The organism is Stenotrophomonas sp. KH_052 (assembly GCF_057838755.1).
In genome coordinates, this window is sequence record NZ_CM174475.1 from 265,258 (window position 1) to 291,511 (window position 26,254).

At 64.3% G+C, this 26,254-nt stretch carries 27 protein-coding genes and 1 tRNA gene; 19 read left to right on the top strand and 9 right to left on the bottom strand.

Annotated features, from left to right (window positions below; all coding sequences use genetic code 11):
- Nucleotides 1-35 precede the first annotated feature (35 nt).
- The 6 genes from AC3ITW_RS01110 (at nucleotide 36) to AC3ITW_RS01135 (ending at nucleotide 6,062) form a co-directional block, all read left to right on the top strand.
- Entirely contained in the window at nucleotides 36-1,490 is a 1,455-nt protein-coding gene (locus AC3ITW_RS01110) for a SulP family inorganic anion transporter (RefSeq protein ID WP_100435538.1), read from the top strand.
- A 146-nt stretch (nucleotides 1,491-1,636) separates the two neighbouring features.
- On the top strand, nucleotides 1,637-2,074 hold the full coding sequence (locus AC3ITW_RS01115) for a hypothetical protein (RefSeq protein WP_153674918.1): 438 nt from the start codon (nucleotides 1,637-1,639) through the stop codon (nucleotides 2,072-2,074).
- A 162-nt stretch (nucleotides 2,075-2,236) separates the two neighbouring features.
- Complete coding sequence (gene dusA, locus AC3ITW_RS01120; RefSeq protein WP_161994209.1) at nucleotides 2,237-3,268, top strand: tRNA dihydrouridine(20/20a) synthase DusA; 1,032 nt, start codon at nucleotides 2,237-2,239, stop codon at nucleotides 3,266-3,268.
- A 212-nt stretch (nucleotides 3,269-3,480) separates the two neighbouring features.
- On the top strand, nucleotides 3,481-3,855 hold the full coding sequence (locus AC3ITW_RS01125) for a hypothetical protein (protein WP_032128191.1): 375 nt from the start codon (nucleotides 3,481-3,483) through the stop codon (nucleotides 3,853-3,855).
- A gap of 73 nt (nucleotides 3,856-3,928) precedes the next feature.
- On the top strand, nucleotides 3,929-4,612 hold the full coding sequence (locus tag AC3ITW_RS01130) for a response regulator transcription factor (protein ID WP_004136763.1): 684 nt from the start codon (nucleotides 3,929-3,931) through the stop codon (nucleotides 4,610-4,612).
- 25 nt (nucleotides 4,613-4,637) lie between these two features.
- Entirely contained in the window at nucleotides 4,638-6,062 is a 1,425-nt protein-coding gene (locus tag AC3ITW_RS01135) for an ATP-binding protein (RefSeq protein ID WP_100435537.1), read from the top strand.
- A gap of 93 nt (nucleotides 6,063-6,155) precedes the next feature.
- Here the strand turns inward: AC3ITW_RS01135 and AC3ITW_RS01140 are convergent, their stop codons facing one another.
- The gene (locus AC3ITW_RS01140; RefSeq protein ID WP_489389973.1) at nucleotides 6,156-6,944 is read right to left on the bottom strand and encodes a M90 family metallopeptidase; all 789 of its coding nucleotides are present in this window, start codon (nucleotides 6,942-6,944) and stop codon (nucleotides 6,156-6,158) included.
- Complete coding sequence (locus AC3ITW_RS01145; protein WP_480982296.1) at nucleotides 6,911-7,195, bottom strand: hypothetical protein; 285 nt, start codon at nucleotides 7,193-7,195, stop codon at nucleotides 6,911-6,913. Before AC3ITW_RS01145 ends, AC3ITW_RS01140 begins: the two co-directional genes overlap by 34 nt.
- A 144-nt stretch (nucleotides 7,196-7,339) precedes the next feature.
- Between AC3ITW_RS01145 and birA the strand changes: the two genes are divergently transcribed.
- The 4 genes from birA (at nucleotide 7,340) to AC3ITW_RS01165 (ending at nucleotide 10,010) form a co-directional block, all read left to right on the top strand.
- Nucleotides 7,340-8,308, top strand: coding sequence for a bifunctional biotin--[acetyl-CoA-carboxylase] ligase/biotin operon repressor BirA (gene birA, locus AC3ITW_RS01150; protein WP_180889655.1), 969 nt, complete (start codon nucleotides 7,340-7,342; stop codon nucleotides 8,306-8,308).
- Entirely contained in the window at nucleotides 8,305-9,036 is a 732-nt protein-coding gene (locus AC3ITW_RS01155) for a type III pantothenate kinase (protein ID WP_012509777.1), read from the top strand. The genes birA and AC3ITW_RS01155 overlap by 4 nt, the downstream gene beginning before the upstream one ends.
- 9 nt (nucleotides 9,037-9,045) lie before the next feature.
- Complete coding sequence (locus tag AC3ITW_RS01160; protein ID WP_012509778.1) at nucleotides 9,046-9,894, top strand: SPOR domain-containing protein; 849 nt, start codon at nucleotides 9,046-9,048, stop codon at nucleotides 9,892-9,894.
- A 40-nt stretch (nucleotides 9,895-9,934) separates the two neighbouring features.
- A tRNA-Thr gene (locus tag AC3ITW_RS01165) sits at nucleotides 9,935-10,010 on the top strand.
- Between the two features lie 371 nt (nucleotides 10,011-10,381).
- On the opposite strand, the gene AC3ITW_RS01170 is transcribed toward AC3ITW_RS01165, so the two are convergent.
- The gene (locus AC3ITW_RS01170; protein ID WP_100435530.1) at nucleotides 10,382-11,665 is read right to left on the bottom strand and encodes a DUF5623 domain-containing protein; all 1,284 of its coding nucleotides are present in this window, start codon (nucleotides 11,663-11,665) and stop codon (nucleotides 10,382-10,384) included.
- A 412-nt stretch (nucleotides 11,666-12,077) separates the two neighbouring features.
- On the opposite strand from AC3ITW_RS01170, the gene AC3ITW_RS01175 reads away from it, so the two are divergent.
- The 4 genes from AC3ITW_RS01175 to AC3ITW_RS01190 all read left to right on the top strand — a co-directional run bounded on the left by AC3ITW_RS01175 (nucleotide 12,078) and on the right by AC3ITW_RS01190 (nucleotide 16,597).
- On the top strand, nucleotides 12,078-12,395 hold the full coding sequence (locus tag AC3ITW_RS01175) for a helix-turn-helix domain-containing protein (RefSeq protein ID WP_075076390.1): 318 nt from the start codon (nucleotides 12,078-12,080) through the stop codon (nucleotides 12,393-12,395).
- A gap of 22 nt (nucleotides 12,396-12,417) precedes the next feature.
- Entirely contained in the window at nucleotides 12,418-13,419 is a 1,002-nt protein-coding gene (locus tag AC3ITW_RS01180; RefSeq protein ID WP_232053992.1) for an AAA family ATPase, read from the top strand.
- Nucleotides 13,397-15,910: a S8 family peptidase gene (locus tag AC3ITW_RS01185; protein WP_100435529.1), complete on the top strand. Its 2,514-nt coding sequence runs from the start codon at nucleotides 13,397-13,399 to the stop codon at nucleotides 15,908-15,910. The genes AC3ITW_RS01180 and AC3ITW_RS01185 overlap by 23 nt, the downstream gene beginning before the upstream one ends.
- Nucleotides 15,911-16,348: 438 nt before the next feature.
- Nucleotides 16,349-16,597, top strand: a complete 249-nt coding sequence (locus tag AC3ITW_RS01190) for a hypothetical protein (RefSeq protein WP_489389974.1) — start codon at nucleotides 16,349-16,351, stop codon at nucleotides 16,595-16,597.
- Between the two features lie 121 nt (nucleotides 16,598-16,718).
- On the opposite strand, the gene AC3ITW_RS01195 is transcribed toward AC3ITW_RS01190, so the two are convergent.
- From AC3ITW_RS01195 to AC3ITW_RS01210, 4 genes are all read right to left on the bottom strand, one after another.
- Entirely contained in the window at nucleotides 16,719-18,032 is a 1,314-nt protein-coding gene (locus AC3ITW_RS01195) for a hypothetical protein (RefSeq protein ID WP_157806638.1), read from the bottom strand.
- A 190-nt stretch (nucleotides 18,033-18,222) separates the two neighbouring features.
- Nucleotides 18,223-18,834: an imm11 family protein gene (locus tag AC3ITW_RS01200; protein ID WP_100435527.1), complete on the bottom strand. Its 612-nt coding sequence runs from the start codon at nucleotides 18,832-18,834 to the stop codon at nucleotides 18,223-18,225.
- A 133-nt stretch (nucleotides 18,835-18,967) separates the two neighbouring features.
- Nucleotides 18,968-19,591 (bottom strand): hypothetical protein, encoded by a 624-nt coding sequence (locus AC3ITW_RS01205; RefSeq protein WP_100435526.1) that lies wholly within the window; start codon nucleotides 19,589-19,591, stop codon nucleotides 18,968-18,970.
- A gap of 265 nt (nucleotides 19,592-19,856) precedes the next feature.
- A complete protein-coding gene (locus AC3ITW_RS01210; protein WP_100435524.1) occupies nucleotides 19,857-20,264 on the bottom strand; it encodes a hypothetical protein in 408 nt (135 codons plus the stop codon).
- A gap of 583 nt (nucleotides 20,265-20,847) precedes the next feature.
- On the opposite strand from AC3ITW_RS01210, the gene AC3ITW_RS01215 reads away from it, so the two are divergent.
- The gene (locus AC3ITW_RS01215; protein WP_100435523.1) at nucleotides 20,848-21,792 is read left to right on the top strand and encodes an ankyrin repeat domain-containing protein; all 945 of its coding nucleotides are present in this window, start codon (nucleotides 20,848-20,850) and stop codon (nucleotides 21,790-21,792) included.
- A 16-nt stretch (nucleotides 21,793-21,808) separates the two neighbouring features.
- Here AC3ITW_RS01215 and AC3ITW_RS01220 read toward each other — a convergent pair whose 3' ends face one another.
- On the bottom strand, nucleotides 21,809-22,156 hold the full coding sequence (locus AC3ITW_RS01220; protein ID WP_100470096.1) for a hypothetical protein: 348 nt from the start codon (nucleotides 22,154-22,156) through the stop codon (nucleotides 21,809-21,811).
- A 132-nt stretch (nucleotides 22,157-22,288) separates the two neighbouring features.
- On the opposite strand from AC3ITW_RS01220, the gene rocF reads away from it, so the two are divergent.
- From rocF to AC3ITW_RS01235, 3 genes are all read left to right on the top strand, one after another.
- Nucleotides 22,289-23,209, top strand: a complete 921-nt coding sequence (gene rocF / locus AC3ITW_RS01225; protein ID WP_094001609.1) for an arginase — start codon at nucleotides 22,289-22,291, stop codon at nucleotides 23,207-23,209.
- 162 nt (nucleotides 23,210-23,371) lie between these two features.
- Complete coding sequence (locus tag AC3ITW_RS01230) at nucleotides 23,372-23,509, top strand: entericidin A/B family lipoprotein (protein ID WP_008266021.1); 138 nt, start codon at nucleotides 23,372-23,374, stop codon at nucleotides 23,507-23,509.
- 203 nt (nucleotides 23,510-23,712) lie between these two features.
- Nucleotides 23,713-23,934 carry a CsbD family protein gene (locus tag AC3ITW_RS01235; RefSeq protein ID WP_004153772.1) on the top strand — a complete coding sequence of 74 codons (222 nt, stop codon included), beginning with the start codon at nucleotides 23,713-23,715 and terminating at the stop codon, nucleotides 23,932-23,934.
- 73 nt (nucleotides 23,935-24,007) lie between these two features.
- Here the strand turns inward: AC3ITW_RS01235 and AC3ITW_RS01240 are convergent, their stop codons facing one another.
- Nucleotides 24,008-24,808: a hypothetical protein gene (locus AC3ITW_RS01240; protein ID WP_448122461.1), complete on the bottom strand. Its 801-nt coding sequence runs from the start codon at nucleotides 24,806-24,808 to the stop codon at nucleotides 24,008-24,010.
- A 108-nt stretch (nucleotides 24,809-24,916) separates the two neighbouring features.
- On the opposite strand from AC3ITW_RS01240, the gene AC3ITW_RS01245 reads away from it, so the two are divergent.
- A complete protein-coding gene (locus AC3ITW_RS01245) occupies nucleotides 24,917-26,209 on the top strand; it encodes a tryptophan--tRNA ligase (RefSeq protein ID WP_100470093.1) in 1,293 nt (430 codons plus the stop codon).
- Nucleotides 26,210-26,254: the final 45 nt, after the last annotated feature.

Below are 26,254 nucleotides of genomic sequence, written 5' to 3' on the forward strand. Positions count from 1 at the left end.
ATGCGGCCACGCCCGCCTGCGCGCGGAGCTTTCCCATGCAAACGTCCTACCCCCTGCGCCAGCAATGGCTCGGCAACATCCGTGGCGACCTGCTGTCCGGCATCGTCGTCGCCCTGGCCCTGATTCCCGAGGCCATCGCGTTCTCGCTCATCGCCGGCGTCGACCCCAAGGTCGGCCTGTACGCCGCGTTCTCGATTGCCGTCATCACCGCCATCGCTGGCGGCCGCCCCGGCATGATCTCCGCAGCCACCGGTGCGATGGCGCTGGTGATGGTCGACCTGGTCAAGGACCACGGCCTGCAGTACCTGTTCGCCGCCAGCATCCTGGCCGGCCTGCTGCAGGTGCTGGCCGGTGTGTTCAAGCTCGGCTCGTTGATGCGCTTCGTCTCGCGCTCGGTCATCACCGGTTTCGTCAACGCGCTGGCGATCCTGATCTTCCTGGCACAGATGCCCGAGCTGATCGGTCGCGGCCCTACGGTCTACGTGCTGTGCGCCGCCGCGCTGGCGATCATCTACCTGCTGCCGCGCATTACCCGCGCGGTGCCGTCGCCACTGGTGGCCATTGTGGTGCTGACCGCCGTGGTGATCGGCTTCGGCGTAGACGTACGCAGCGTCGGCGACATGGGCCAGCTGCCCGACAGCCTGCCGCATTTCCTGCTGCCCGATGTGCCGCTCACCTGGGAGACGCTGCGCATTCTGCTGCCGGTGTCGGCCACACTGGCCGTGGTCGGCCTGCTTGAATCGATGATGACCTTGCAGATCGTCGAGGACATCACCGAAACGCCCAGCGAGCGCAACCGCGAATGCGTCGGCCAGGGCGTGGCGAATACGGTCACCGGCTTCCTCGGCGGCATGGCCGGCTGCGCGATGATCGGCCAGTCGGTGATCAACGTGACCTCCGGTGGCCGCGGCCGCCTGTCCTGCCTGGTGGCCGGCGTGTTCCTGCTGATACTGGTGGTGTACGGCAGCGAACTGGTGCGGCAGATCCCGATGGCGGCGCTGGTGGCGGTGATGATCATGGTCAGCATTGGCACCTTCAGCTGGCGCTCGCTGCGCGACCTGCGCACGCATCCGCGCAGTTCGTCAGCAGTGATGCTGCTGACCGTGGTGGTCACCGTGGCCACCCACGACCTGGCCAAGGGCGTGCTCAGCGGTGTGCTGCTATCGGCCCTGTTCTTCGCGCGAAAGGTTGGTCGCATGCTGGATGTGCAGCGCGACGATGCCGGTGACACGCAGGTCTATCGCGTGCGCGGGCAGGTGTTCTTCGCCTCGGCAGGGCAGCTGGGTGCAGCGTTCGATTACCAGCACGTGGCGCCGAAGGTGCAGATTGATCTGCGCGATGCGCACCTGTGGGACCTGACTGCCGTTGCCGCGCTGGAGCGGGCGCAGGAAAAGTTGGCCACGCATGGTGCGGAGGTGACGGTGGTGGGGCTCAATGCGGCCAGCCAGACGTTGATCGAGCAGGTGGGCGGCGCGCGCGCGGGGCATTGATCGCGTAGGGCATGCTGGTAGCGCCGGGCCATGCCCGGCGAGCGCGGCATGGTGGGACAAATTGCAACTCTTCTCATTGCTAAAGCCTCGAGAGCCAAGCAGGTTGAAGGCGCGCGATTCTGCGTTCTTCAGGGGAAGATGCATCGATGAAGTCGAAGCCCTCGCTGTCATTCAAGTGCCTGCTGGCCTTTGCGTTGGCGCTCGGTTCGACGACGTGGCCTGGATTGGCAGCGTTGGATCGCCTCTCTGCCGCTGTGGAACGAACCATGCTGTATCGCGTGGGGAGTGCTGAGGCGATCGCAGTTGCCCAATGGCTGGATTCACGCGAAAACGCCCATCGAAGAACTCTGGCGCTAGGGATGCTGACCGTTCGACATCGTTGCGATCGGCGGAAGGATCCACATCTGTCGGCGAACGTCCACCCCCTCGTGCTGCCCCACAGTGGTGCGCCCGGCGAGAAGATCGCCATCACCAACGATCTTCCCGGACGCGGGAGCGAGACATGGACGTTCGCATGGGCCGGAGATGGTCAGGACGCACACTGGCAGCAGACCGACTATGGATGGCACCTGCGGAGCACCTAGGCAGTGCTCTGGGCAGAACAGACGCCTGCCCTCAGAGATACTGCGAGCCGCCGCCGCCCAGCCCGCCCCGGCCGCCAGCCGGAGCCGGGCCCAACCGGCGCTCGCAGCGCGGCTGACCGGGCGCATTCAGCCACGCGGTGTAAACTATTGATCTCACTGGCAATGCCAGTCTCCACGATCAACACCCCGATGACGTCCGCCACCGCCCGTTACGCCGATTCCCTGCGCCTGTCCGTTGCCCCGATGATGGACTGGACGGACCGCCATTGCCGCGTGTTCCATCGAGTGCTGGCGCCGGGCGCACGCCTGTACACGGAGATGGTGCACGCCAACGCGGTCATCCACGGCGATCGCGAGCGCCTGCTCGGCTTCGACCGCAGCGAACAGCCGCTGGCCGTGCAATTGGGTGGCAGTGATCCTGCCCTGCTGGCGCAGGCCGCCCGCATCGCCGCCGAATGGGGTTATGACGAGGTCAACCTCAACTGCGGCTGCCCGTCTGATCGCGTGCAGGCCGGGCGTTTTGGCGCGTGCCTGATGCGCGAGCCGGCGCTGGTGGCCGAGTGCGTTGCGGCCATGGTCGATGCGGTTGATATCCCGGTGACGGTGAAGTGCCGCCTGGGCGTGGACGAGGACAACGACTACGACGTGTTCGCCGCCTTCGTCGACCGTCAGGTCGCCGCCGGTGCGGCGATGGTGGTGGTGCACGCGCGCAACGCGTGGCTGAAGGGCCTGTCGCCGAAGGAGAACCGCGAGGTTCCCCCGCTCAAATACGACTGGGCCTACCGCTTGAAGCAGGAGCGCCCGGCACTGCCGGTGGTGCTCAATGGCGGCCTGGCCAGCCTCGAGGCGGTGCAGGCGCAGGCCGTGCACGTCGATGGCGTGATGCTGGGCCGCGCGGCCTACCACGATCCCTATCTGCTGCATCAGCTGGAGGCGTTGCATACCGGCGCCCCGCTGCAGGCCCGTGGCGACCTGCTGCGCGCGCTGCGGCCCTATGTGGAAGCGCGGCTGGGCGAAGGCCTGGCGCTGAAGCACATCACCCGCCACGTGCTTGGCCTGTTCCACGGCCAGGCCGGCGGCCGCGCATTCCGCCAGGTGCTGAGCGAGGGCGCACACCGCCCGGGCGCCGATTGGCGCCTGATCGAGCAGGCGCTGGCGGTCACCGAACGTGCATCTGATCGCGCCGTAGCGTGACCGCAGTCACATCCCTGACTTGACAAGGGGCGGCGATTCGTCCCGAATGTTCACTTAGCTGAACGACTTGGAGTTGAAGCCGGAAAAGTTCAGACCGGATTCACCGCTGTAAACCAAGAATTTGCAAAAGATTTGTAAAACGCTGGGTTTCGAACCCGGCGCCGGATTTACGACTTTTGAACGAATCGCCGTGCTCGGCTAGGATCGCATCGATGTCTTCCGCTCCCTTCCATCGCCGCATTGCCCTGGCCACCTGCGTGGTCCTGTCGGCTGTGCCGCTGTCTTCGGCGCTGGCGCAACAGCCGCCGCGCGGCGACCAGGGGCGGGCGGAGATGATGGAGCGGGGCGAGCGCGGTGGCCGTGGCGACGAGCGGTCGCTGTCCGATGCCGTGCGCCGCGTGCAGCGCACCACCGGTGGCCACATCCTCGGCGCCGAGCGCGTGCCGTTCGATGGTCGTGATATCAACCGGGTGAAGTACATGGACGATCGGGGCCGGGTCCGCTACATGGACGACCCCGCCCCGTCGCGTTCACAGCCGCGCACGCCGCGGTCGGATATGTCATCACTACGCGGCGATAACCCCTGAACAGGGATAGTCGTCGCTATCAACCCGTACCCCACAGGCCTCCGGGCCACACCCAGGACACTAGGGAGAGTTCATGCGTATCCTTCTGGTCGAAGACGAAGCCCCGCTGCGTGAGACCCTGGCAGCCCGGCTCAAGCGCGAAGGCTTTGCCGTCGATGCTGCGCAGGACGGCGAGGAAGGCCTCTACATGGGGCGCGAAGTTCCGTTCGATGTCGGCATCATCGACCTCGGCCTGCCCAAGATGTCGGGCATGGAGCTGATCAAGGCCCTGCGTGACGAAGGCAAGAAATTCCCGGTGCTGATCCTGACCGCGCGTTCGAGCTGGCAGGACAAGGTCGAAGGCCTGAAGCAAGGCGCCGATGACTACCTGGTCAAGCCGTTCCACGTCGAAGAACTGCTGGCCCGTGTCAACGCGCTGCTGCGCCGCGCCGCTGGCTGGAGCAAGCCGACGCTGGAATGCGGCCCGGTCGCCCTGGATCTGGCTGCCCAGACCGTTAGCGTGGCCGGCAGCAATGTCGACCTCACCAGCTACGAGTACAAGGTGCTGGAGTACCTGATGATGCACGCCGGTGAACTGGTCTCCAAGGCCGACCTCACCGAGCACATCTACCAGCAGGACTTCGACCGCGACTCGAACGTGCTGGAAGTCTTCATCGGCCGCCTGCGCAAGAAGCTGGACCCGGATGGCGAGCTGAAGCCGATCGAGACCGTGCGCGGTCGCGGCTACCGTTTCGCGATTCCGCGCAACGAGGGCTGAGCCGGCTCACCCTGGCGATAACACGATGTCCGGCCGTCTGTGGTTCTTCCGACGCTGGCGGCCGCGCTCACTGCAGGCGCGCCAGATGTTCGCCGCGTCCGTGGGTCTGGTCGCGTTCCTGGCGCTGGCCGGTTACGCGCTCGACGCCGCCTTCGCCGATACGGCGAAGGCGAACCTGCGCGAGCGCCTGAAGAACTACGCCACCGCCTATGCGGCCGGCATCGACTTCACCCGCGACCGCTCGCTGTACATCCGCGAGCAGCCGCCGGATTCGCGCTTCGACGTGCCGGGCAGCGGCCTGTACCTGCAGGTGGTGATGCCGCACGGCAAGGGCAATTCGATGTCCGCCGAAGGCCCGATGCTGCCCACCGTCGGCGGCGGCCTGCTGGCGCCGCGCCAGGAAGTGTTCGAAGGCCCGCTGCCGATGATCCAGATCGACGGCAGCCAGGGCTCGGTGTACCGCTATGGCCTGGGCCTGGTGTGGGATGCCGACGCCGATCCCGCCACCGAATTCCCGTACACCATCTACGTGATGGAAGACTCGCGTGCGCTGGGTGCGCAGCTGCGGGTGTTCCGCAGCCGGGTCTGGTTCTACCTGGGCGGTATCGGCCTGATCCTGCTGCTGCTGCAGACCGTTATCCTGCAGTGGAGCCTGCGGCCCCTGCGCCGCGTGATCACCGAGCTGACCAAGGTGCAGCGTGGCGAGACCGCGCGCATGAGCGAGCGCCACCCGCGCGAGCTGGAACCGCTGACCGACAGCATCAACGCCTTCATTGAAAGCGAGCGCGAAAATCTCGAGCGCCAGCGCAACACCCTGGCCGACCTGGCGCACAGCCTGAAGACACCGATCGCAGTGCTGCGCACGCAGATGGATAGTGGTGCCGGTGACAGCGCGCTGCGCGAGGAACTGGACGTGCAGCTGCAGCGCATGAACAACCTGGTCTCCTACCAGCTGGCACGTGCGGCGTCGTCGGGTCACAAGCTGTTCTCCGCGCCGCTGCCGATTGAATCCAACGCCGAGGAAATCGTGCGTGGCCTGGAGAAGGTCTACGCCTCGAAGGGCGTGCTGTGCGAATTCGATATCGACCCGGCCGCACGCTTCCACGGCGAACCGGGTGACCTGCAGGAACTGCTGGGCAACCTGCTGGAGAATGCCTTCAAGTGGGCCAACCGCCGCGTGCTGCTGACCGCGCAGCCGCTGCCGGCACCGAACGCGCGCCGCGCCGGCCTGCTGCTGGCGGTGGACGACGATGGCCCGGGCATCGCCCCGGACGACATCGGCAAGGTGCTGCAGCGTGGCGTGCGTGGCGACGAGCGCGTGCAGGGCCACGGCATCGGCCTGTCGATCGTGCAGGACCTGATCAAGGACTACCGCGGCGAGCTGACCGTGGGCCGTTCCAGTGAACTCGGCGGCGCCCGCTTCGAAGTCCAGCTGCCGCCGGGGCCGTAAGCCTCCTGCAACCTGATCCGCCGGGCATGGCCCGGCGCTACCGGTCGACGTGCACCCAAGGTAGCGCCGGGCCATGCCCGGCGAACGAATGAATCAATCCACCATCTTCGGCGGCTCGCCATAGAACCGCCGCAGCTGTGCGGCCACCTCCGGCAACGCCTGCTGCAGCAGATCCGGCGCGGAGAAGTGGTACTCGCTGGCCACCGCGAAGAACTCTTCCGGTGCCTCGGCTGCATATGGATCAATCAGCGTTTCCTCGCCCGCATCCACCTGCGCGCAGAACGCGTCGTACGCCTGCTGGAACGTGGCCGCCCACTCGCGCTGCCATTCGCGTGGCAGCGGTGGCGTACCGTCCATCGCGCCATCCAGCGCATCCAGCTTGTGCACCATCTCGTGCACTGCCAGGCAGTAACCCTCGTGCGGCGTGGCCAGGTCGGCCTGCACATCGGCCCAGGACAGGATCAACGGACCGCTGTCCCACGATTCGCCAATCAGTTCGTCATCCCACTCATGCAGCACGCCGGCCGCATCCATGTGGCTGCGGTGCACGCGGAACGCATCCGGGTAGACGATCAGCTGCGACCAGCCTTCCAGTCCCACTTCGCCGAATTCCAGCAGCGGCAGGCAGCACAGCGCGGCCAGCAGCACGCCATCGCCGGCCTGCAATTGCAGTTCACCAATCGGGGTAATGGTCTTCTCATGCAGGAAGCGCGTGGTCAGCACACGCAGGCGCGCGCGGCGTTCGTCGTCCAGTCCGTGCAGCCAGGCCGCGCGGCGGCAGGCGTCATCCCAAAGTGCATTGTCGATCGGCCGCGGCGCAGGCCGCAGCCACTGCAGCAACGACTTGATCAGCGGAACATTCCCGGCAGGTAGCTGTGCCACTTCGGTGCGCGGATGCGCTGCAGCACGTCGTCGTCGCTGCCACCGCCGCCGGTGCTGGTGGCGCTGCTGGCGGCCGGGCGTACCGGTGCCGGCTTGGTGGTGGCTGCCGAGGCGGTCGCGGTCGGTGCGCGCTGCGAGGCGGCATCACCGTTGGAGGACACGCAGGCGCCGCGGCTGTCGTCCAGCGCTGCTGTCGCAGACGCCGCGAAGGGCATCAGCAGCAGGATCAGGCAATGGGCATAACGGCGCATTGACGACATCCACGTTAAGGGAGGGTGAGTTCCCGATTCTAGCCCGAACCCGACGTCCAGTTGGAAGCCCCCGCGGAACCCAGCGTGGCGGGCGTCGCTGGCGGCTTTCCCGCATAATTCCTTCCTGACTTCGTGGAAGCTGCCGTGGACGATCGCCAATTGCTGGCCAAACTCGCTGCCGGTCGCCTGTCCGGCGACGCCCTGGCCCGTGAGCTGGGCCAGACCCGGGCGGCCATTTGGAAGCGTATTCAAGGACTTAGGGCCGCCGGTGTGGACGTCGAGGGCCGCGCCGGCGAAGGCTATGGCCTGACCCGCCCGGTCGACCTGCTGGACCCGGACGCGATCCGTGCCGGTCTGCCGGCCGGGGTTCTGCCGCTGCTGCACGACCTGCAGGTGGCCTGGACGGTGGACTCGACCAACGCCGAATTGCTGCGTTGCAGCGCGCCCCAGCGCGGGGTCAGCGTCCTGCTGGCCGAACGCCAGACCGGTGGCCGTGGCCGTCGTGGGCGTGCCTGGGCCTCGCCGCTGGCCGCGCACATCTACCTGTCGGTGCTGCGCCTGTACTCCGGTGGCCTCGGCCGCCTCGCCGGGCTGAGCCTGGTGGCGGGCATCGCCGTGGCCGAAGCGCTGCACGATCTGGGCTACACCCAGGCCCAGCTGAAGTGGCCGAATGACCTGATCGTCGACGGCAAGCGCAAGCTGGTCGGCCTGCTCGCAGAAGGCGGTGGCGAGTACGCCGGCCCGGCGCGCGCGGTGATCGGCATCGGCATCAACACGCATATGCCACCGTCGTTCGCCGAGCAGATCACCCAGCCGTGGGTGGACCTGGACACGCTGGCCGGCAAGCCGGTGGACCGCAACGTAGTGGTCGCCGCGGTGCTGACGCGCCTGCTGCCGGCGCTGGAAGAATTCGATCGCGAAGGCCTCGCTCCGTTCCTGCCGCGCTACGCCGCGTTCGACATGCTGGCCGGCCGCGAAGTGCGCGTGGAACTGGACGGGCAGTGGCAGCACGGCACCGCACTTGGCCTGGCTGACGACGGCGCGCTGCGCGTGCGCATCGATGGCCAGGAACGCCTGCTGCACGCCGGCGAAGTCAGCGTGAGGGCGGCATGAGCGATTGGTTGTTCGACCTGGGCAACTCGCGCTTCAAGTTCGCGCCGTTGCAGGGTGACCGCGCCGGCGACGTGCAGGCCTGGGCGCACGGCGCCGAAGGCATGGCCGGACAGCCGCCGCACAGCCTGCCCAGCGGCACCACCGCGTTCGTGGCCAGCGTGGCCGCACCCTCGCTGACCAGCGCCATGCTGGACCAGCTGCAGCGCCGCTTCGAGCACGTGCATGTCGTGCGCACCAGCGCCGAATGCGCGGGCGTGCGCATTGCCTATGCCAAGCCGGAAAAGTTCGGTGTCGATCGCTTCCTGGCCCTGCTGGCTGCGGCCAAGGCGCAGCGCCCGGTGCTGGTGGTCGGCGTGGGCACCGCACTGACGATTGATCTGCTCGACGCCAATGGCCAGCATCACGGCGGGCGCATTTCCGCATCGCCCACCACCATGCGCGAAGCGCTGCACGCCCGTGCCGTGCAGCTGCCCGCTACCGGTGGTGACTACAGCGAGTTCGCCAACGACACTGCCGACGCGCTGGCCTCCGGCTGCGACGGCGCGGCCGTGGCGCTGATCGAACGCAGTGCACAGCAGGCGCACGCGCTGCTGGGCGTGGCACCGTCGCTGCTGGTGCACGGTGGTGGCGCACCGGCGCTGATGCCGTTGCTGCCCGGCGCCGATTACCACCCGTCGCTGGTGCTGGATGGCCTCGCCCGCTGGGCGGTGCACCAGCCCGCAGGCTAGTATCCGCGCATGCTGACCCGTGCCCTGATCGTCGTACTGGCCATCCTCAATCTTGGCGTCGCCTGCTGGTGGCTGCTGCGCGATGCACCGCAACCGCCCGCGCCGCCGCCGCAACCGGCTGGCGTGGCCGAGTTGCGCTGGGTGCCGGGAGGTGTGGATGCGACTGCCGCTGCCGAAGCCAGTGCTGCCGCCCCGACCGCGCCGTTGATGGAGCGCGAACCGGCGGCGAAGACGGCTGTGGCTGCCACGCCTGCACCAGCTACGCCGGCCCAGCCGGAGGTCGCCAAGCCGCAGGTGGCTGAGGCTACGCCGGTTGCTGCCGCTGCCAAGCCGGGAACACCGCCTGCACCGGCCCCAGCGCCGGAAAAACCCGTAACCCCGCCCGTGGCTGCCGAGCCGCCGCGCTGCATCGCGCTGGGCCCGTTCGCCGACCGCGCCGCCGCGACCAGTGCGCAAGGCAAGGCCAGTACTGTGCTCAGCCAGGTGCGCCTGCGCGAACAGCCTGCTGCCAGCGGCAGCGCACGTTTCCGGGTGATGCTGCCGGCCGCCGCCAATCGCGAAGAAGCCCAGGCCACGGTGAAGCGCATCGTCGCCGCCGGCCTGAGCGACTACTACATCATCAGCCAGGGCGAGGACATCAACGCCGTGGCGCTGGGCCAGTACCGCAACCGCGAAGGCGCCGAGCGCCGCATGGCAGCGGTGCAGGCCGCGGGCTTCCAGCCGCGCCTGGTCGCCAGCGGCGACGCCGGCCAGTGGTGGCTGGAAGGGCAGCTGGCGGCGGGCACGCAGCCGGCTCAGGCCCAGCAGCGCAGCGGGGCGGCACAGAGCCGGTCGCTGGAATGCACGCGGTTGCGCTAGAATCCCCGGACCGCGGCGCTGCCGCCGGTGATCCACCCATGCCGCTTTAGCTCAGTTGGTAGAGCAACTGTCTTGTAAACAGTAGGTCATCCGTTCGATTCGGATAAGCGGCACCACACAGCAGTTTCAAGCGGTGGCAGGAAAACCAAAAAACACTAAGAAGCCCCGCGAAATGCGGGGTTTTTTGTGCAAGCTGTTTCAGGGCGTCCCATGGAAGCCGAGCGCATTTGGGGGAACATCTGGGGGAACCAACGAACCTTCTGGGGGAACATTTGGGGGAATCGGCCGATCCCCTTGGGGGAACCTGAGTCCTCGGAGACCTTCACCATGCCGGTGCCCACTGACCGGGCAACGGCCCAAGTGCTGATGCGCGTTCTGGGTACCTAGAATGTCCTCGCCCGGCGGTGCAAGGCTATCACCGCTGGGCGAGCTTTCTCGGGAGCGGCGAAGGCCCCGGGCAGGCATCCGGCCCGACGATTGCGGCGGGTCAGGCCGTCTGACGCCTTCTCAGTTCCGTGATAGCCAGATCTAGGGTCGCGAGTAGCTCGCGTCGTGGTTTGCAGTCGTCGTAGCCCTGCTCGACGATCCTGCGGGCCTTCGCGAGTGCCTCGAGACCTTCGGCCGTTGTCTCGCAGATCGACGCACTGGGTCCGCCAAAGTAGAGGTCGTAGACACCCTCCTCCTGCCGATGTTCGATGAGCGACCAGTCCTCCAGCTGCGATCGTGCAATGTCCAGCTTCTGGCCCACGCGCCATGAAAAGTCATGGCACAGCGTCTTCAGCAAGGTGCCCAGCTGCTGATGCAGCTCGAGCGGCATCGGTTTGGTCGGACGCCAGCGGGAAGGGATGCCTGCGGCGCCACCGTAGGGCGTCGCCCCCTTGTGTTGCCGCCAGGAGGGGCCGGGCCGCGGCCGGCGGGGTTTCTCATCCGCCTGACGCTTCGGGCTGACGAAGTCGTCGCCGCAACGGCCGGTCTCGTGAGGCCACTCCGTCGGCTCCGGGACAGACTCGACCTTGGCCAACGCGTCGGCGACGCTCTGTAGCAGCGCGGTATCGGGGCCAATCAGGCGGGGCAGGCATTGACCGGGATAGTAGATGCCCTCCCAATCCGGAGCGACCATGTGCAGAGCATTGCGTTCGAGCCAGCGCTGGCGCTCCGCTGCGGCTCTCTCCAGCGCGGACGCATAGGCTTCATCGAGAAAAACGTAGCCCTCGGTCGCAGGATCGAACCACAGGGACTGATGATCGCGACCGGGCAACTTCTCCAATGGCCGCAGGAGGTTTCGGTACTTCTGGGTTGAGACGGGCTGTAGCCCGGTCGCCTCCATGAACCGCAGGCCGCGTGTCGCCGTCAACAGTGCCTTGCGAGCAGCCTCTTGCCCTATCAGATTCGTGCGGTGCTCCAAGTGGTCTTCGTATTCCATGCGGAATCCGGAGATGCCGCGGCCGTACGTGACGCGGTGCTTGGCGATGATCTCAGGCAAGGGCTGGCTTAGATCGACGCGCAGGACCTCACGACCGGCGCGCAGTCCCGCGGCATCGCCGTTGCGCTCGAGCGGGGTCTGCCAGTGAGCCGAGAGATAGACGGAGAAGCGGCGCGAGGCACCGGCCCCGACCAGCTGGCGCCTTGCATGCACGAAGTTCTCGTAGCCCGCTTGGCGGCTGGCGTCTTCGAGGGCTTGCGTATGGGGGATGTTGTGCTCGCGGCGAATCTTCTTAGCAAGCTGCTTGATGCCGTCCACGGTGGACGGACGAATGCTGGAGATAACCATGCGCTTCAATCCTCATGGCCTAGTTCGCAGCGTCACCGTCGCCACTACTGTAGGCCGGGATGAAGGCATCGGCCAAAAGGTTACAAGCACTGCTCTAGGAGCTTCGAAAGACGGTGTCATGCGCATGCCAGCGCCCAACTAGGCTAGTTGCCCCTTGCGTGGCAGTCAACCGCGGGGACGTGTGCGAGCTGATGTGAGGATCTTGATGACCCTATTCCTCACCGGGTAGCGGTCCAGCTGAATGCGGGCAGGAAGGTCCATTCATAACGACTGGTCACCACTGCCCTGCGGAGGCCGCATCCCCCACCCAGGGCATCCACCTCCATTGCTTGACTTGGAGAAATGGCATTCACTGGTGGTAAAATTTCGATGAGACTCGCGCTCATCGCGAACCTTTGGGAATGCAGGCAACATGAACGTAGGTCAAGCCATTCGACTATGTCGGACGCAAAGGGGAGCTTCCCAGGGGGCTATTGCTCAACGGGCCAACTGCTCCGTTTCGTACCTGTCGATGCTTGAGAACAACAAGCGCGATCCGACGCTCTCAACGGTCACAAAGATTGCTGAGGCGCTGCATATTCCTGTCGGCTTGCTGTTCGTTTTGGCAGCCGATCAGGATGACTTGGGGGAAATCGACGAGAGCATTACGGCTCAGCTGATGCAATCTGCGCTGGCATCACTGGAAACGACGGCCAACATGACCACGCGGGCGGGTAATCACTATGGCTAATGCAGATCAACTCAAAGCGCTAGTGAAATCCCACATCGAACGGGATGATCAGCATTTCTACTCGGTAGCGATGCAGGTTGCAGCCCGGGAGGCGAGAGTCGGTCACGGCAAGCTCGCCGAAGAGCTGCGCGAGATGATTGACGCGGCGAAGGCTCGAGCCTCGTCGGAAGGCACGTCGGGCAAGCTGGTGCCATTGGCTCGACCACGTGGTGAACTGGCAAACCTGCTGACGGTTTCCTATCCGAAGAATCGTCTATCTGACATGGTGCTCGATGCGGAAATGGCTGAGCAGCTTGGTCGCATCATGAAGGAGCAGAAGCACCATTCGCGTATCCGCGAGCATGGGCTGTCACCTCGGCGGAAACTGTTGCTGGTCGGCCCACCGGGCACCGGCAAGACGATGACGGCCTCCGTGCTGGCTGGCGAACTCGGTATTCCGCTGTTCTCCGTTCGACTGGATGCCCTGATCACCAAGTACATGGGGGAGACGGCGGCGAAGTTGCGCCAGATCTTTGATGCCATCAACGATGTACGTGGCGTCTATTTCTTCGATGAATTCGACGCCATCGGCTCGCAGAGAGGCATGGACAATGATGTGGGGGAGATCCGCCGCGTCTTGAACAGCTTTCTGCAAATGATCGAGCATGACCAATCGCATAGTTTGATCATCGCAGCAACCAATCACGTAGAGATTCTTGACTACGCGCTTTTCCGTCGATTTGACGATGTGATCGAATATCGGCTTCCGACGACGCCACAGGCAACAAAGTTGATCCAATCGCGGCTTGGGAAGTTTGCGCCCAAGCCTTTTCCACTCAAGGCACTCACAACCAGGACGGAAGGCTTGAGCTATGCAGAGATCAAGCGAGCTGTAGACGAATCGATCAAGGAAGCGGTGATGCACGACGAAGAGCGAGTGAAGGCCGATGTTCTGGCGCGCGCTTTCGATGAACGCCGCAAATTCAGCCTCAGGATGAACAAGAAGAAGGCCGTGTCCAGTCATGCCGGATCAACCCCAACCTAAGCGCCCGCATTTCATTCTCCGCGGTACATCGAAGGCCGTCGAATTCAAAGCACACTCTGCTGGCGGACGATCTACAGACGACGTTCCCGCGCTCCCCCGGGCGCAGCATAGTGCGTCCCTTCGTGCCCAGATCGAGAATCTGAAACCCGCAGCAGAAAAAGCTGTTGAGGGACAAAGAGACTTGCAGCTGGAAAGCGGGTTAGGCCTGCAGATCCAGTTCTCCAGTCAACCCGATGTCAAGTTGGCATTCGACAGCTTGGCGAACGAGCCGAAGAAGATTGAGCTCCTCAGTGTTCGTCATGAAGGCAACCAGACATTTGCCAATGTCTTTGTCCCCGATGGTGGACTGGCGCACTTCGAGAAATACATCACCGACTACTTGGCGGAGAAGAAGGACAGTCTGGGACGTCCACGTGATCATCAGAAGTTGCTGGATGCCATCGACTCTATCCGAGTAGCCGAAGTCCGGGCTTTGTGGACTGATGACCCTGATCTCCTCCCTGCAGACCTAGGGCTTGCCTTCTGGTGGGAGGTGTGGCTTCCGGTGCGAGGCCCGGGTCAGCGGCAGGCTGTGGTGGAAGACTTCAAGAAGCTTGCGCGCCTGGCGGAATGTGTCGTCAGTGACAAGCAGGTCAATTTCCCCGAGCGCACGGTTCTGGTGATGTATGGCTCGCAGCAGCAGCTTTCGCGATCGGTCATGACGCTGAACTGTGTTGCTGAACTCCGCTACGCCAAGGAGACTGCGGAGTTCTTCGATGGCATGGAAGTACGCGAGCAAAGGGAATGGAGCGATGATTTGCTGCGTCGACTCAAAGCGCTGCCATCGGACGACGCGGCCCCGCGCGTCTGCCTATTGGATTCCGGGGTGAATCGCGGACATCCGCTCCTAGAGCCACTGATGGATGCCGGCGACCTGCACACGGTGGAACCCGCATGGGGCGTGGACGATGGGGCCAATCATGGCACTGGCTTGGCCGGCCTTGCCGCTTATGGCGATCTCACCGATGCCCTGTCATCCGCTGACGCCATCAACATCCCTCATCGCCTGGAGTCGGTCAAGCTGATACCCGCGGAAGGTGCAAACGAAGGCGATGCGCGCCACCACGCCTACCTCTTCATGGAAGGCGTCGCGCGTCCCGAAATCTCAGCCCCTCGCCGTGCTCGCGTTTTCACGTCGGCCGTAACCGCCTCGGACTACCGGGACCGTGGGCGCCCATCCTCATGGTCTGCCGCCGTCGATGGCCTTGCAGCCGATACGGACGGCGCTGGCGAGAATCCACGCCTGTTCGTCCTCTCTGCGGGCAACACAAGCGATCCCAATGCCTGGGCCGGGTATCCCACTAGCCTATCCACTAATCTCGTGCACGACCCTGGCCAAGCGTGGAACGCTATCACCGTCGGGGCGTATACGAATAAGGTCGATACGGAAGGTCATCCGACCTTGAACCCCATCGCCCAAGCGGGTGGCCTCAGCCCCTTCACTACCACCACCAGAACGTGGGAGCGTGTGTGGCCTTTGAAACCGGAAGTGGTGCTGGAAGGAGGAAATGCGGCCAAGGACGACGTTGGCCCCGTCGGAATGGCGAGCCTGAACCTTCTTACCACCCACAACCAGCCGATTGATCGGCTGTTTACGACCAGCAATGCCACCAGTGCCGCGTCGGCCCTTTGCGCCGGAATGGCAGCCCAGATTCTGGCGGCCTATCCGCATCTCCGCCCGGAGACCGTACGTGCCCTACTGGTGCATTCAGCACAATGGAGCGAGGGTATGCGCGGGATGTTCCTTCCCGCTCTGCCGAACAAGGAGGACTACGTCAACTTGATTCGCCACTGTGGTTGGGGCACGCCGGACCTGAATCGAGCGCTTTGGAGTGCAGGGGATTCGCTGACCTTGCTGGTGGAGGATGAGGTGCATCCTTACAAGAAGGTTCAAGGTCAGGGTGTCGAGACACGCGACATGAACTTGCATTCCTTGCCTTGGCCGAAGGAAGAGCTGGAAGCATTGCAGGACACGCCCGTCGAAATGCGCATCACGCTCTCCTATTTCATCGAGCCCAATCCGTCTGCGCGTGGCGTCGCCTCGAAGTATCACTATCCTTCGCATCGCCTGCGATTTGACGTGCAGCGTCCGCTGGATGGATCCACCGAGCACTTCGTGGCACGAGTGAACGCTGCGGCGCAACGCGAGGATGACGGAGATCCTGTGAATCCCTCCGACCCCAATTGGCTGCTTGGCGAGAGGCAACGACACCGTGGCTCGCTCCATCAGGATGTCTGGAAGGGGACGGCGGCTGAACTGGCCAGCCGTGGGTTCATTGCAGTCTATCCTTCGGCAGGGTGGTGGCGGACCCGGCCTGCTTTGGAGCGCTACGATCTGCCCGCCCGATATAGTCTCGTGGTGTCCATACAGACGCCACAAACAGACGTCGATCTTTACGCCGCTGTCGCTCAGAAAATCCCGGTTGCCAACGCTGTTGTCGTGGGGACATGAGCAATTTCCTCCCCTGCTTGTCGGCTCACGTCCTTGGTGGGCGACGATGACGCAGGGTAATGTACGCTTGTCGTCGAAGGCACGGGCTGCACAGTGAGCAGCCCGTCGTCTTCATAGATTTCCCGCCGATAGCGAATAAAGCGATCAAGGTACCAAGGCCGGCACGCTAGGTCCGCCAGTTCCTCGAACCTACTCATTCACCGTCTACTTCGAGACTGCCTTCATGGTGGCCGCTTTCTTGCCGGTGACCTTCTTGCTGGCCGTTGTAGCGCTGCCCGTCGATGTACCGGCCGTCATCTTTCCAGGGCTACCTCCGGGACGCGGGCTTGAGCGGGACACGACGGCCCCCGACTCGACGTGGAGTGACACTCCGCTGTCACGGCAAAAGCACTCCAGATGCACCAACGAACGTGCCCCGCAGGCCTTGTCCGGCTTCACTTGGATGCGCGAAAGATCTTCAAGACCAAGAAGGTTCTTGCCGCCAGCGTGTCTCAGGGCAAGCGCTACGCCGAGCGCTGGTGCGCCGCCAGGCTGTATCCCGACCTGCCATTGCGCAAGGCCGTTGCCCGGCTGACTGACACCACGCCGATCCAGCCGGCACCGCCACCTCCTGACCTGCCGCCAACCCGCGAGCAGCAGCAACAGGCCCGGCGCCTGGCCGAGGCCGGTACGGTGGAACTGGCGTGAATCAAGGAGGCGCTGGAACCACGCCGACCGCTGAAGGAGACCAAGCCCAGGGCGAGGGATCCCATGAAGGCGTGGGTGATAGCAGGACGCCCGCATCTTGGTGCCGTGCTCCGTTGAAGCTCTATCGTTTTCCGTGGAAGTGGCTAAAGCGGTTTGGGTGCCACGGTGCGCTTACGCTTGTGTGAAGCGACTGGACTGATTGCGAAGGCAAGTTTTGTGGGCCTGTTCCAGCGCCTGGGGGTTCCGGTGACTGTGCCGATTTCAGGAATGCTCTCGTCAGCACCGGATCCACTTCGTCCGCACATCGAAGCGCGGATTCTCGCCATGCAGCCATCTCTTCCGGGTGCACAGGCGACTCACTTCCAGCGTTCGCTTCGGCGACCGCTTCGACGTAGCTGCGAATGTCCTGCGCGAGCCGATAGGCTGTGGCATCCGCCAAGAGCTTGTGAAGGCGTGCCTCGCGATCCGCCTCTTCGGCAGCTTCGCGATCGCGTATTGCTTGGAGCCTCTTCTCCTCCTGTCTACGTATCGCGCCGTTGTGCATGTCAATAGCCAATTGATATGACTGGGCTACTCCCTGGCGATGCATCGCCTCCACCGCCAAAGCCAAGGTGGCCGCAATCTCGCTCGCAGAGTCTTCAATCTGGGAGGCCTTGCCGTCCTGCCATTCGCGACGGAAAGGTGCGGCCGAGCGAAAGTACCAGGAGATTTCTAATTTCAAAGGGTCTGACGCTGGGCGGTCGGCCTTCGACGTCGCGAAGTAGCTGCTCCGCGAATCCGTCTTCTTGGGGTGATCTAGTCGAAAGGTCACGCTGGATCCCTCGTTGGCAAATACCGTGAACTCGTTAGCATCTTTCCCTTTGGCCTGACAGCTAAGTCCTGTCTTCGATATCCCCCTGAATATTGCGCTCAGCAAACGGAGGCGCCTCTTCTCGAAGGGCGAAACGTAATAGGGTTGGTCGTAGCTCCAGGGATAGTCGGATTGAGAAATTTTCTCTATCCGCTTCGCGTCTATGGCTAGCATCCTTGCCACAGCGGGGTGGGGCGCAGATAGAGACTTAGGGATGGTCACCGTCCCAATCTCAGTTTTTAGCCGAGTGAGCAGGTCATCGAGTGATTCGTCGTAGACCTTGAGTGGACTAGGCATTGGCGGGATTTCGGGGTCTGGCCGGCCGCTGCTTCCCGGGCTATGTTCATCCTCTCGGCCTACCCTGACCACCTCTGACTCTCCGAGTCCCCTTGGCGGAAGCCTTCTCTTCAGAGCGTGCTTGCCGGCTGCGACCTTGGCCCAGTAGCCCCGTTCCGGCGCCGGAATTCCATATCGCTTAGCCGCTTTTCCGAGGGCGACGTCTGAAATGCCTAGATCCTTTGCGATCTTACTGACCGGCGCTGACCAAAGCAGGTCATAGAATTCCGTTCTCGAGAAAAGCGGCATGGGTGGCTCCTCGTTGGCAGCCTGATCATGCCGCAATGAGGTGACCAATTGCCGCACCTACCTCAGATACGGCACACGAAAGGCACACAGCACCCCGGCAGCCCTTGTTCCGCAAGGGGTTTTGGTTCCGATAAGCGCACCATCCTCGGATGTTTTTTACCGGGACACTGTCATCTGGTCGGGATCTGATTCACGCATGGCCACGGTAGGGCATGAAACGCCGTTCGGCGCGGAAGAACCCCAACCCCGTGTCGCCCCTGAAGCCTGAGTCGATCATCAGATCGGCCAGGCCTGCCGAAATCAATAGATCCCCGGACTGTGCCTCCCGGGCGATCCGGCCCATACTCGGGGGCGCATCGAGAAACCAGGTCTGGTTGAAGTAGATGATGTTGCCGTCATCGTCCCGCTCGGCTTCAGAGCGGGCGTGGTCGATGGCTTCGACGCTCCTGGAGGCGTTGACGATATAGAACCGTTGATCGACATCCCGCTGGTCGGCCACCAGATGCCGGGGTTCGATGAGCTCGATATCAGTCGGCGCCTGGGCGTTGAGAAAGTCCGCCAGACGCTCCGATATCAAGGGAATGCCGCCCAGCAGCCACAGGCAGTCATACTTCAGCAGCTTCTGTGCGCTGCACTGGAAAAACACGGGTGGCCTGTCCATCCCTCGCGGATATGGCTGCCCGTCCAGCAGGGCGAGGTAGTCGAAGTTGGAGCAGGACGCCTCATAGGAGCCGATGCGGGCGTCATAGGCGCCAATCAGCTTCTCGTTGTAGTGGATCGGGGTCTTCCAGCTCAGGATCATCTGTTTGTCCCACTTCCGACGGGCGCTCGTTCGGGCGGCTGCCCTTGGGCGAGCGTACTAGGAAGACAACGGCGTCGCTGTCTTTGCGGCAATGCCATGCGCTGCCCACATTCAGGTGGTGGGTCCGCCCGCTTCACTCCAGCTCCGCCATCAACCTCCTGTTGAACGAATCCTTCTGTTCCCGATGGTTGGTGTAGCCGAGGGTCTTCTCGCTCAGGATCCTTGCAACAGTGTCGACATCGGGTCTGATGCCATTGCTGCGCAAGGCGGAATGGATGATTGGAACCGGATAGGCGTAGCGCTCGGGCCTGGCAAGCACATCGTTCACCAGTCCGGGGCTGAGGTCGAAGAGGTTGGAGATGATCGGCAAGTCGGTCTCCAGGAGCCTCTGGAGTAATCCGCGACAGACACGTTCAACGCCTTGCTCCGTGACAGGCAGTAGAGGACAGGCCTCGCGCTCGCTGACGGTTGACATGCAATAGACCAGTTTCGCGTTTGCCAGGTTGGATGGGTAAGGCGGATCCATGCGTTCGAGTTCCATCTGCAGGATCGGATGCTCGGCGAGGACGATGGTTTCATAGCTCCTGGTGTTGGCCAGATACTCGAAATGCAGGGTTGCAACAGCTCCCGACCGATGCTTGATTGCGACCTTGTTCTTGCTGACCACCAGCCCGGGATGGCCTGCCAGCTCGAGTTTGAGATGAGCTTTGAGCGCATTCTCAAATGTGTTGCGCAGTTCCTTCAAAGAGCGTTCCATCGTTCCTGTTCCTGGGGGTGATTGATGTTCTGCGGTGGAAGTATTGAACGAAACGTACTTCGACGCGCGCACCGTAGGGCGCGCGCGGTGGACGCGATCATCCTGGAAACACCACCGCCGCGCGAATCAGTTTCGTGCAGTTGCAGCTCAACGAGAACAGGTTTCAGGTTTGGATTGGGTGTGCTCATCCTAGCAGCGGCCTGTTTGATTTGAGGGCCGGGGAAGGGACGTTGGGAACCTGCATACCGGATCCCGGTATTCCGCTTTACGGAACCCCACCCACCTGCAACGCCACATACTCCGCCAGCCCCCGACAGGCCAATATCAGCCCTTCGCGGGTGCCATCGCCGATATCGTCTTTCTCTTCCCCATCTACGCGCACGCGCTCTGCGGCGTGATACAGCTCCAGCAGCGACACCAGGCCCACTGCGGCGCGGTCCCTGCGTGCAGCAGCCACGACGTCGCCAGGTGTGCCTGCCGGTCCCGGCCACGGCTGTCCATCGGCGGCGTCACCGGCCTGGATGCGCTGCAGGCACACGGGCAGGTTGATCGGCGCGGGCGCCTCGTTGGCGGCGGCGAAAGCGGCTTCCAATGGCTGCGCCAGTTCGGGCGGCAGGCGCAGGGCGGCCTCGCCCAGGGTGGCGGTCAGGTACGGGTGGTGGGTCTTGGGCATGCGGGCGTCCTCGTCGGGAACAGAGGTGCCACCCGAAGAGGGTGGCGGGCGATGCGCGGCTTCCAAGACCGGTAATCGATGAGCCGGCGGGCACGGGGCCCCCACGCACCGCCCGCCGTCGATCGGCGAACGGATTGCCAGCCGGCGCCGCTCTTGGGAAGACGGCGCCAGCTGGCAAGCGTATACAGCATCGATTACGCGGGCTTGGAAGACCCGGCCACCTTTGCAGGTGGCGATTCATCATGCGCACGCGAAATCCCCGCCCGCCAGTCGTTTGTTTCGATGGCATCGGGTGATCTGAAAGGAAAAATGAACTATCGCGTTTGGCCTGTTTTGCGCGTTTACATGGCAAAAGCGACAGATCGCGCAGCGCTGGAACGTGCGGGCAAATGGCCCATCGCCGCGCAGCCACCTGTACGCAGGGCGAAGCGGCGCGTAAAGCCAACTTAACCGCCCGTGCAGCTCACCCACCCATGCATCATAAGCGGCCAATGGCATCGGTGCTGCACGCCGGTACAAAGTGGCCCCGGCGTTGCGATGGCACTAAGCTGCCGGGCCTGTGCCAACCCTATGGAAGCCCCCCATGTCCCACCTCCTGGCCAAGGCGGCCGAACAACAGGATCTCGACCGTATCGATGCGCTGCTGGATGCCGGCGCGGACATCGAGTGGCGGCACAAAGGCACCGGCCGAACGCCGCTGTTGTCTGCGGTGATCGCCGGAAAGTCTGACGCGGTGGCGCGGCTGCTGGACCGCGGTGCCAACATCGAGCATGCCTGCGCTGCACTGGGTTACACCGCGTTGGGTTGGGCTGCCAACGCAGGCGATACCAAAGTGGGACACATGCTGATCACACGCGGCGCATTGCTGGATGTCGCTTCGCCGGAATCGAGGTACACGCCGATGATGTTGGCGTCTTCGGGTGGGCATCTGGCGATGGTTGAGCTGTTGCTGGACAGCGGCGCCGCCGTCGCACCGTTGAATTTCGAGGGGCGAAACGCACTCGCGATTGCCGATGCCCGCAAGCACGAAGACGTCGTGGCGCGTTTGGAGTTGGCGGGAGCGCAGTTGCCGCCGGTGTTGGTAGAGGCGCCGGCGCTTGAGTGGCCCGAGCCAGACTCCGAAGGTGAACCCGCGTCAGTGGTGCGCGGCTACTTGTTGGCGTATCACGAGTGGGAAACGCGTGGCTACAAGGATTCCCGATCAGGCGGCGGCCTTCTGCGCAGCGCAGACTTCGGACAGGAGAAGGCGGATATCCTTGCGGCCTGGTGCACCGACCGCAAACGGGTGTACTCGACTGGCGTTTCGGTCGGGAACCCCCGGCGGTACGTGCCGGGGGATCTACTGGTGGCAGTTACGAAGCCCGGAACGTCGAAGGCGGAAGTGCTGGTAAGCGACGACCCTCAGAAGTCGCGTTCCGTGCGTTATGAGCACTTGTTTGTACTCAAACGTGTGGGAGGACAGTGGCGTATTGACGTGCTGAAGAAGCGCCCGTTCCGAGTTGAAAAGTGGTCTTCGGCTATTCTTTAGATTGCGACTTTCAATGTCAGCCGCCGCTCCTCTGCAGCAGCACCCACGCCAGCATCAGGACGAGCGTTCCGACTGACGTGAGGCCAAACCACAGCGCCGCCACCTTCACGTTGCCGATCAACGCTGCCAGCATCCGCTGCGGCTCGCTTTTCAGGATCGGATATTCGGCGTGTGCCTTGCGCAGACGCTGCCAGCCAAGCCCAAGGAACACCAGGATGGAGAACGGGGCCAGCAGGAGCGACGTCTGGATCAGCCAGCCGTGTTGTGGCGCATCGACCGTGCTGTTCAACAGAACCGCAAAAAGGGCAAAGGGCAGCGCCCCGAAGAAAAAGCGCGGCCAGGCAGTATTGATGAAGGGCGACATCGCAATCTTCCATGAAGGACGGTCGGGTCCGCGCGGCATCATGCCATGCCAATGCCCTGCTGCACCGCCGCGAGTGGTGTCACACAGCTCTGGCTAGACTGTGCTTCTTTTTCCCCACCGCAGGAGGCACCCATGGCCCATCCCATTTCCGTATCCCTGATTGGCGTTCCCACCGATGTCGGTGCGGGCCATCGCGGTGCACGGCTGGGGCCGGAAGCGCTGCGCGTGGCGGGCCTGCCGGAGGCGCTGGAGGCGCGCGGCGTGGACGTGCGCGACCTGGGCAACCTGGATGGCCCGCGCAACCCGTGGACCGCCCCGGTCGAGGGTTACCGCCACCTGGATGAAGTGGTGGCGTGGAACCATGCACTGATGGAAGCCAGCTACGCCGAACTGCAGGCTGGCCGCATGCCGATCATGCTCGGCGGCGACCATTGCCTGGGCATCGGTTCGATCACCGCCGTGGCGCGCTGGTGCCGCGAACAGGGCAAGACCCTGCGCGTGCTGTGGCTGGATGCCCATTCGGATTTCAACACCAGCGACGTGACCCCGTCGGGCAACATCCACGGCATGCCGGTGGCCTGCCTGTGCGGCCTCGGCCCGGATGCGTTGACCCGCCTCGGCGGCACCGTGCCGGCGATCACCCCGGCGCAGATGCACCAGATCGGCATCCGTTCGGTGGACCCGGACGAGAAGCGCCTGATCAAGACCCACAAGGTGGATGTCTATGACATGCGCTACATCGACGAGAACGGCATGAAGCGCACCGTAGAAGCAGCGCTGGCAGGCATCGACGAGAACACCCATCTGCATGTCAGCTTCGATGTGGACTTCCTCGACCCCAGCATCGCGCCGGGCGTGGGCACCACTGTGCCGGGCGGGGTGAACTACCGCGAGGCGCAGCTGGTGATGGAGATGATCGCCGACACCGGGCGCATGGGTTCGCTGGACATCGTCGAGCTCAACCCCTTGCTGGACAAGCAGAATGCCACCGCCGAACTGGCCGTGGACCTGGTCGAAAGCCTGTTCGGCAAGTCCACCCTGATGCGTGACTGACGGCGCCGCCTGAACGGATCTGTGATCCGTTCACGCCCGCTCCACGCCACTGCCGCCAGATTGCACTTCACGCGGCGGTGGTGGGCATTGGCCTTCTCCCGCCGAGCGAAACAATCCCATCCGCGAATGAAGCGGTGTAGCGGCAAACCCAAGGAGAAGCCCATGAAGCGCGTAGTTGCCCTGATGCTGTTGTCGATGTTCTCGGTGGCCCTGCTGGCCGGCTGCAACACCATTGCCGGTGCCGGCAAGGACGTGCAGAAGGCGGGCGAGAAGGTCGAGGACACCGCGAAGGGCCGTTGAGCCCTGCACGGAACGGAAAGAGAAAAGGCCGGGGATTTCCCCGGCCTTTTTTTGCGCGTGCTTTTCGCTGCGTGCTGTCGAAGCGGAGTGAACCATTCAAGCAGGTGAGCATCTATTTCATTGCCGGTTGACCGGTATTCAACAGCCGCTGCGCGAAGCTGGAGCCACGGTAAGAACGCCGTTGCAACCAAGGACTCCCAGCAATGAACAAAGACATCATTTCCGGCAAGTGGTCGCAGCTGAAGGGCAAGGCCCAGGCCAAGTGGGGCGATCTGACCAACGACGACTTCGATGTGGCCGAAGGCAATGCCGAGTATCTGGCCGGTCGCCTGCAGGAACGTTATGGCTGGGCCAAGGACCGCGCGGAGAAGGAAGTGCGTGAGTTCCAGGACGCCGTGAGCAAGGACTACCCGGACTACAAGTAAGCACTTCGGTTTCCCCCACGGCACAACGCCCGCACCGAGAGGTTGCGGGCGTTGTGTTGTCTGGGCGGGACGATCAGCGCGCCGGCGGGTCCGGCACGTAGCGGTTCGGGAACGCCTGTGGTTCGCGCGGCAGGCGCGAGGGCGAATCCACCAGGATGCCGCGTGCGCGCAGGTTGCGGGCGCTGTCGTAACGCAGCTGCAGTACCTGTGCCGGGCTGCGGCTGGCGCGTTCGAAGTCGGTATCGCGCACCGAAGACTGCTCGCGAGCACCGTGGCCGGTGCCCAGCGCTGGCGCCTGCGACTTGCTGGAATAGCCCTCGATGCGGCTGCTGCTCGCACTGGCATCGGCCGACGCTTCCGCCGCCGGGGCTGGCAGCGGCAGGCCACGGCGCAGGATCGGATCCGGACGCCAGCGGCGCGCTTCCTCGAACACCGCCACGCCCACCACGCCGATGTTGTCCGGGCGGCCGGTGCGGCTGGCGTAGCTGCCGCTGGGGCTGCTGAACACGAACTGCGCCACTTCGTCCTGGCTCTTGCGCCAGCCGGTGATGTCGGCGCGCTGGCCGGGGTTGAGCACGTAGCCGGTCTGCGAGGGATCGGCATCTTCGCCGGAGATGACGTTGACGCCGTCCACCGACAGCACCACCAGCACCCGGCGCGGGCTGTCGTTGTACAGGCGCACGGCGTAGCGGTGGCCGCGCTCGCCGGCCACCCAGCGCTGGCCCTCGGCGGGGTAGCTGCGCAGTTCGGTGCCGCGGTCGCGGTCGACCAGGGCCATGCGCACGGGGCCGCCCTCGTACACCGGCGGCGGCATCGGGGCCGGGCGGAAGCCGGCCAGGGGCAGGATCAGCAGCAGGGGCAGCAGGCGTTTCATCGGGCGTCTCCAGCGGGGTTGGGTGAATGAACGCGCCGCAGGCCCTGACGGGGTTGACCCTCGGCACGGTAAACTGGCCCCGTTCATTGAAGGTTTCCCCACGCAGTCATGACGACCCGAGTCCTTACCGGTATTACCCCCTCCGGCACGCCCCACCTGGGCAACTACGTTGGCGCCATCCGTCCGGCCATCGCGGCCAGCCGCGCGCCGGGGATCGAGAGCTTCTTCTTCCTGGCCGATCTGCACAGCCTGATCAAGTCGCAGGACCCGCAGCGCACCCAGCGCGCGACCCTGGAGATCGCGGCCAGCTGGCTGGCCTGCGGCCTGGACCCGGAACACGTGTGGTTCTACCGCCAGAGCGACATCCGCGAGACCACCGAGCTGATGTGGTTCCTGACCGCCATCGCCAGCAAGGGCATCCTCAACCGCGCGCACGCCTACAAGGCGGCAGTGGACAAGAACCGTGAGGAAGGCGTGGACGAAGATGCGGGCGTCAGCGCCGGCCTGTTCATGTACCCGGTGCTGATGGCCGCCGACATCCTGATCTTCAAGGCCAACCAGGTGCCGGTGGGCCGTGACCAGATCCAGCACATCGAGATGGCGCGCGACTTCGCGCAGCGCTTCAACCACGTGTACGGCAAGGAGTACTTCCCGCTGCCGGACGTGGTGATCGACGAGCAGGTGGCGACGCTGGCGGGCCTGGATGGCCGCAAGATGAGCAAGAGCTACCACAACACCATTCCGCTGTTCGTGCCGCGCGAAGAGCTGAAGAAGCTGGTGTTCTCGATCCTGACCGACTCGCGCGCACCGGGCGAGCCGAAGGACACCGAGGGCTCGGCGCTGTTCCAGATGTACCAGGCGTTCGCCACCCCGGAACAGACCGCGGAATTCGCCAAGGCGTTCGCTGCCGGCATCAGCTGGGGCGATGCCAAGCAGCAGCTGTTCGAGCGCATCGACAGCGAGCTGTCGCCGCTGCGCGAGCGCTACAACGCGCTGATGGCCGAGCCGGAGAAGATTGAAGCGCTGCTCAAGCGACGTGGCCAGCAGCTGCGCGAGCAGCTGGCGGCCCCGCTGCTGGACGAGCTTCGCCATGCGGTGGGTCTGCGTGACCTGTCCAGCGCGGGCGACATCGCCAGCGAGGACGCCGGCGTGGCCCGCGTGGCACCGCCGCTGTTCAAGCAGTACCGCGAAAAGGACGGCCGTTTCTACTTCAAGCTGACCGCCGGTGACGGCACGCTGCTGATCCAGAGCGAAGGCTTCGATTCGCCGCGCGATGCCGGCCAGCTGATCGCCGTATTGAAGCAGGCTGAGCAGGGCGACCAGCTGCAGAGCGATCTGTTCAAGCTGGACGCCGAGGTCGATGCCGTGCTGGCCGCCCTGGCCGTGCTGCGCGAAGCGTAAGGGGTAGTGCCGGCCGCTGGCCGGCAACTGCACGTTCCCCAGGTA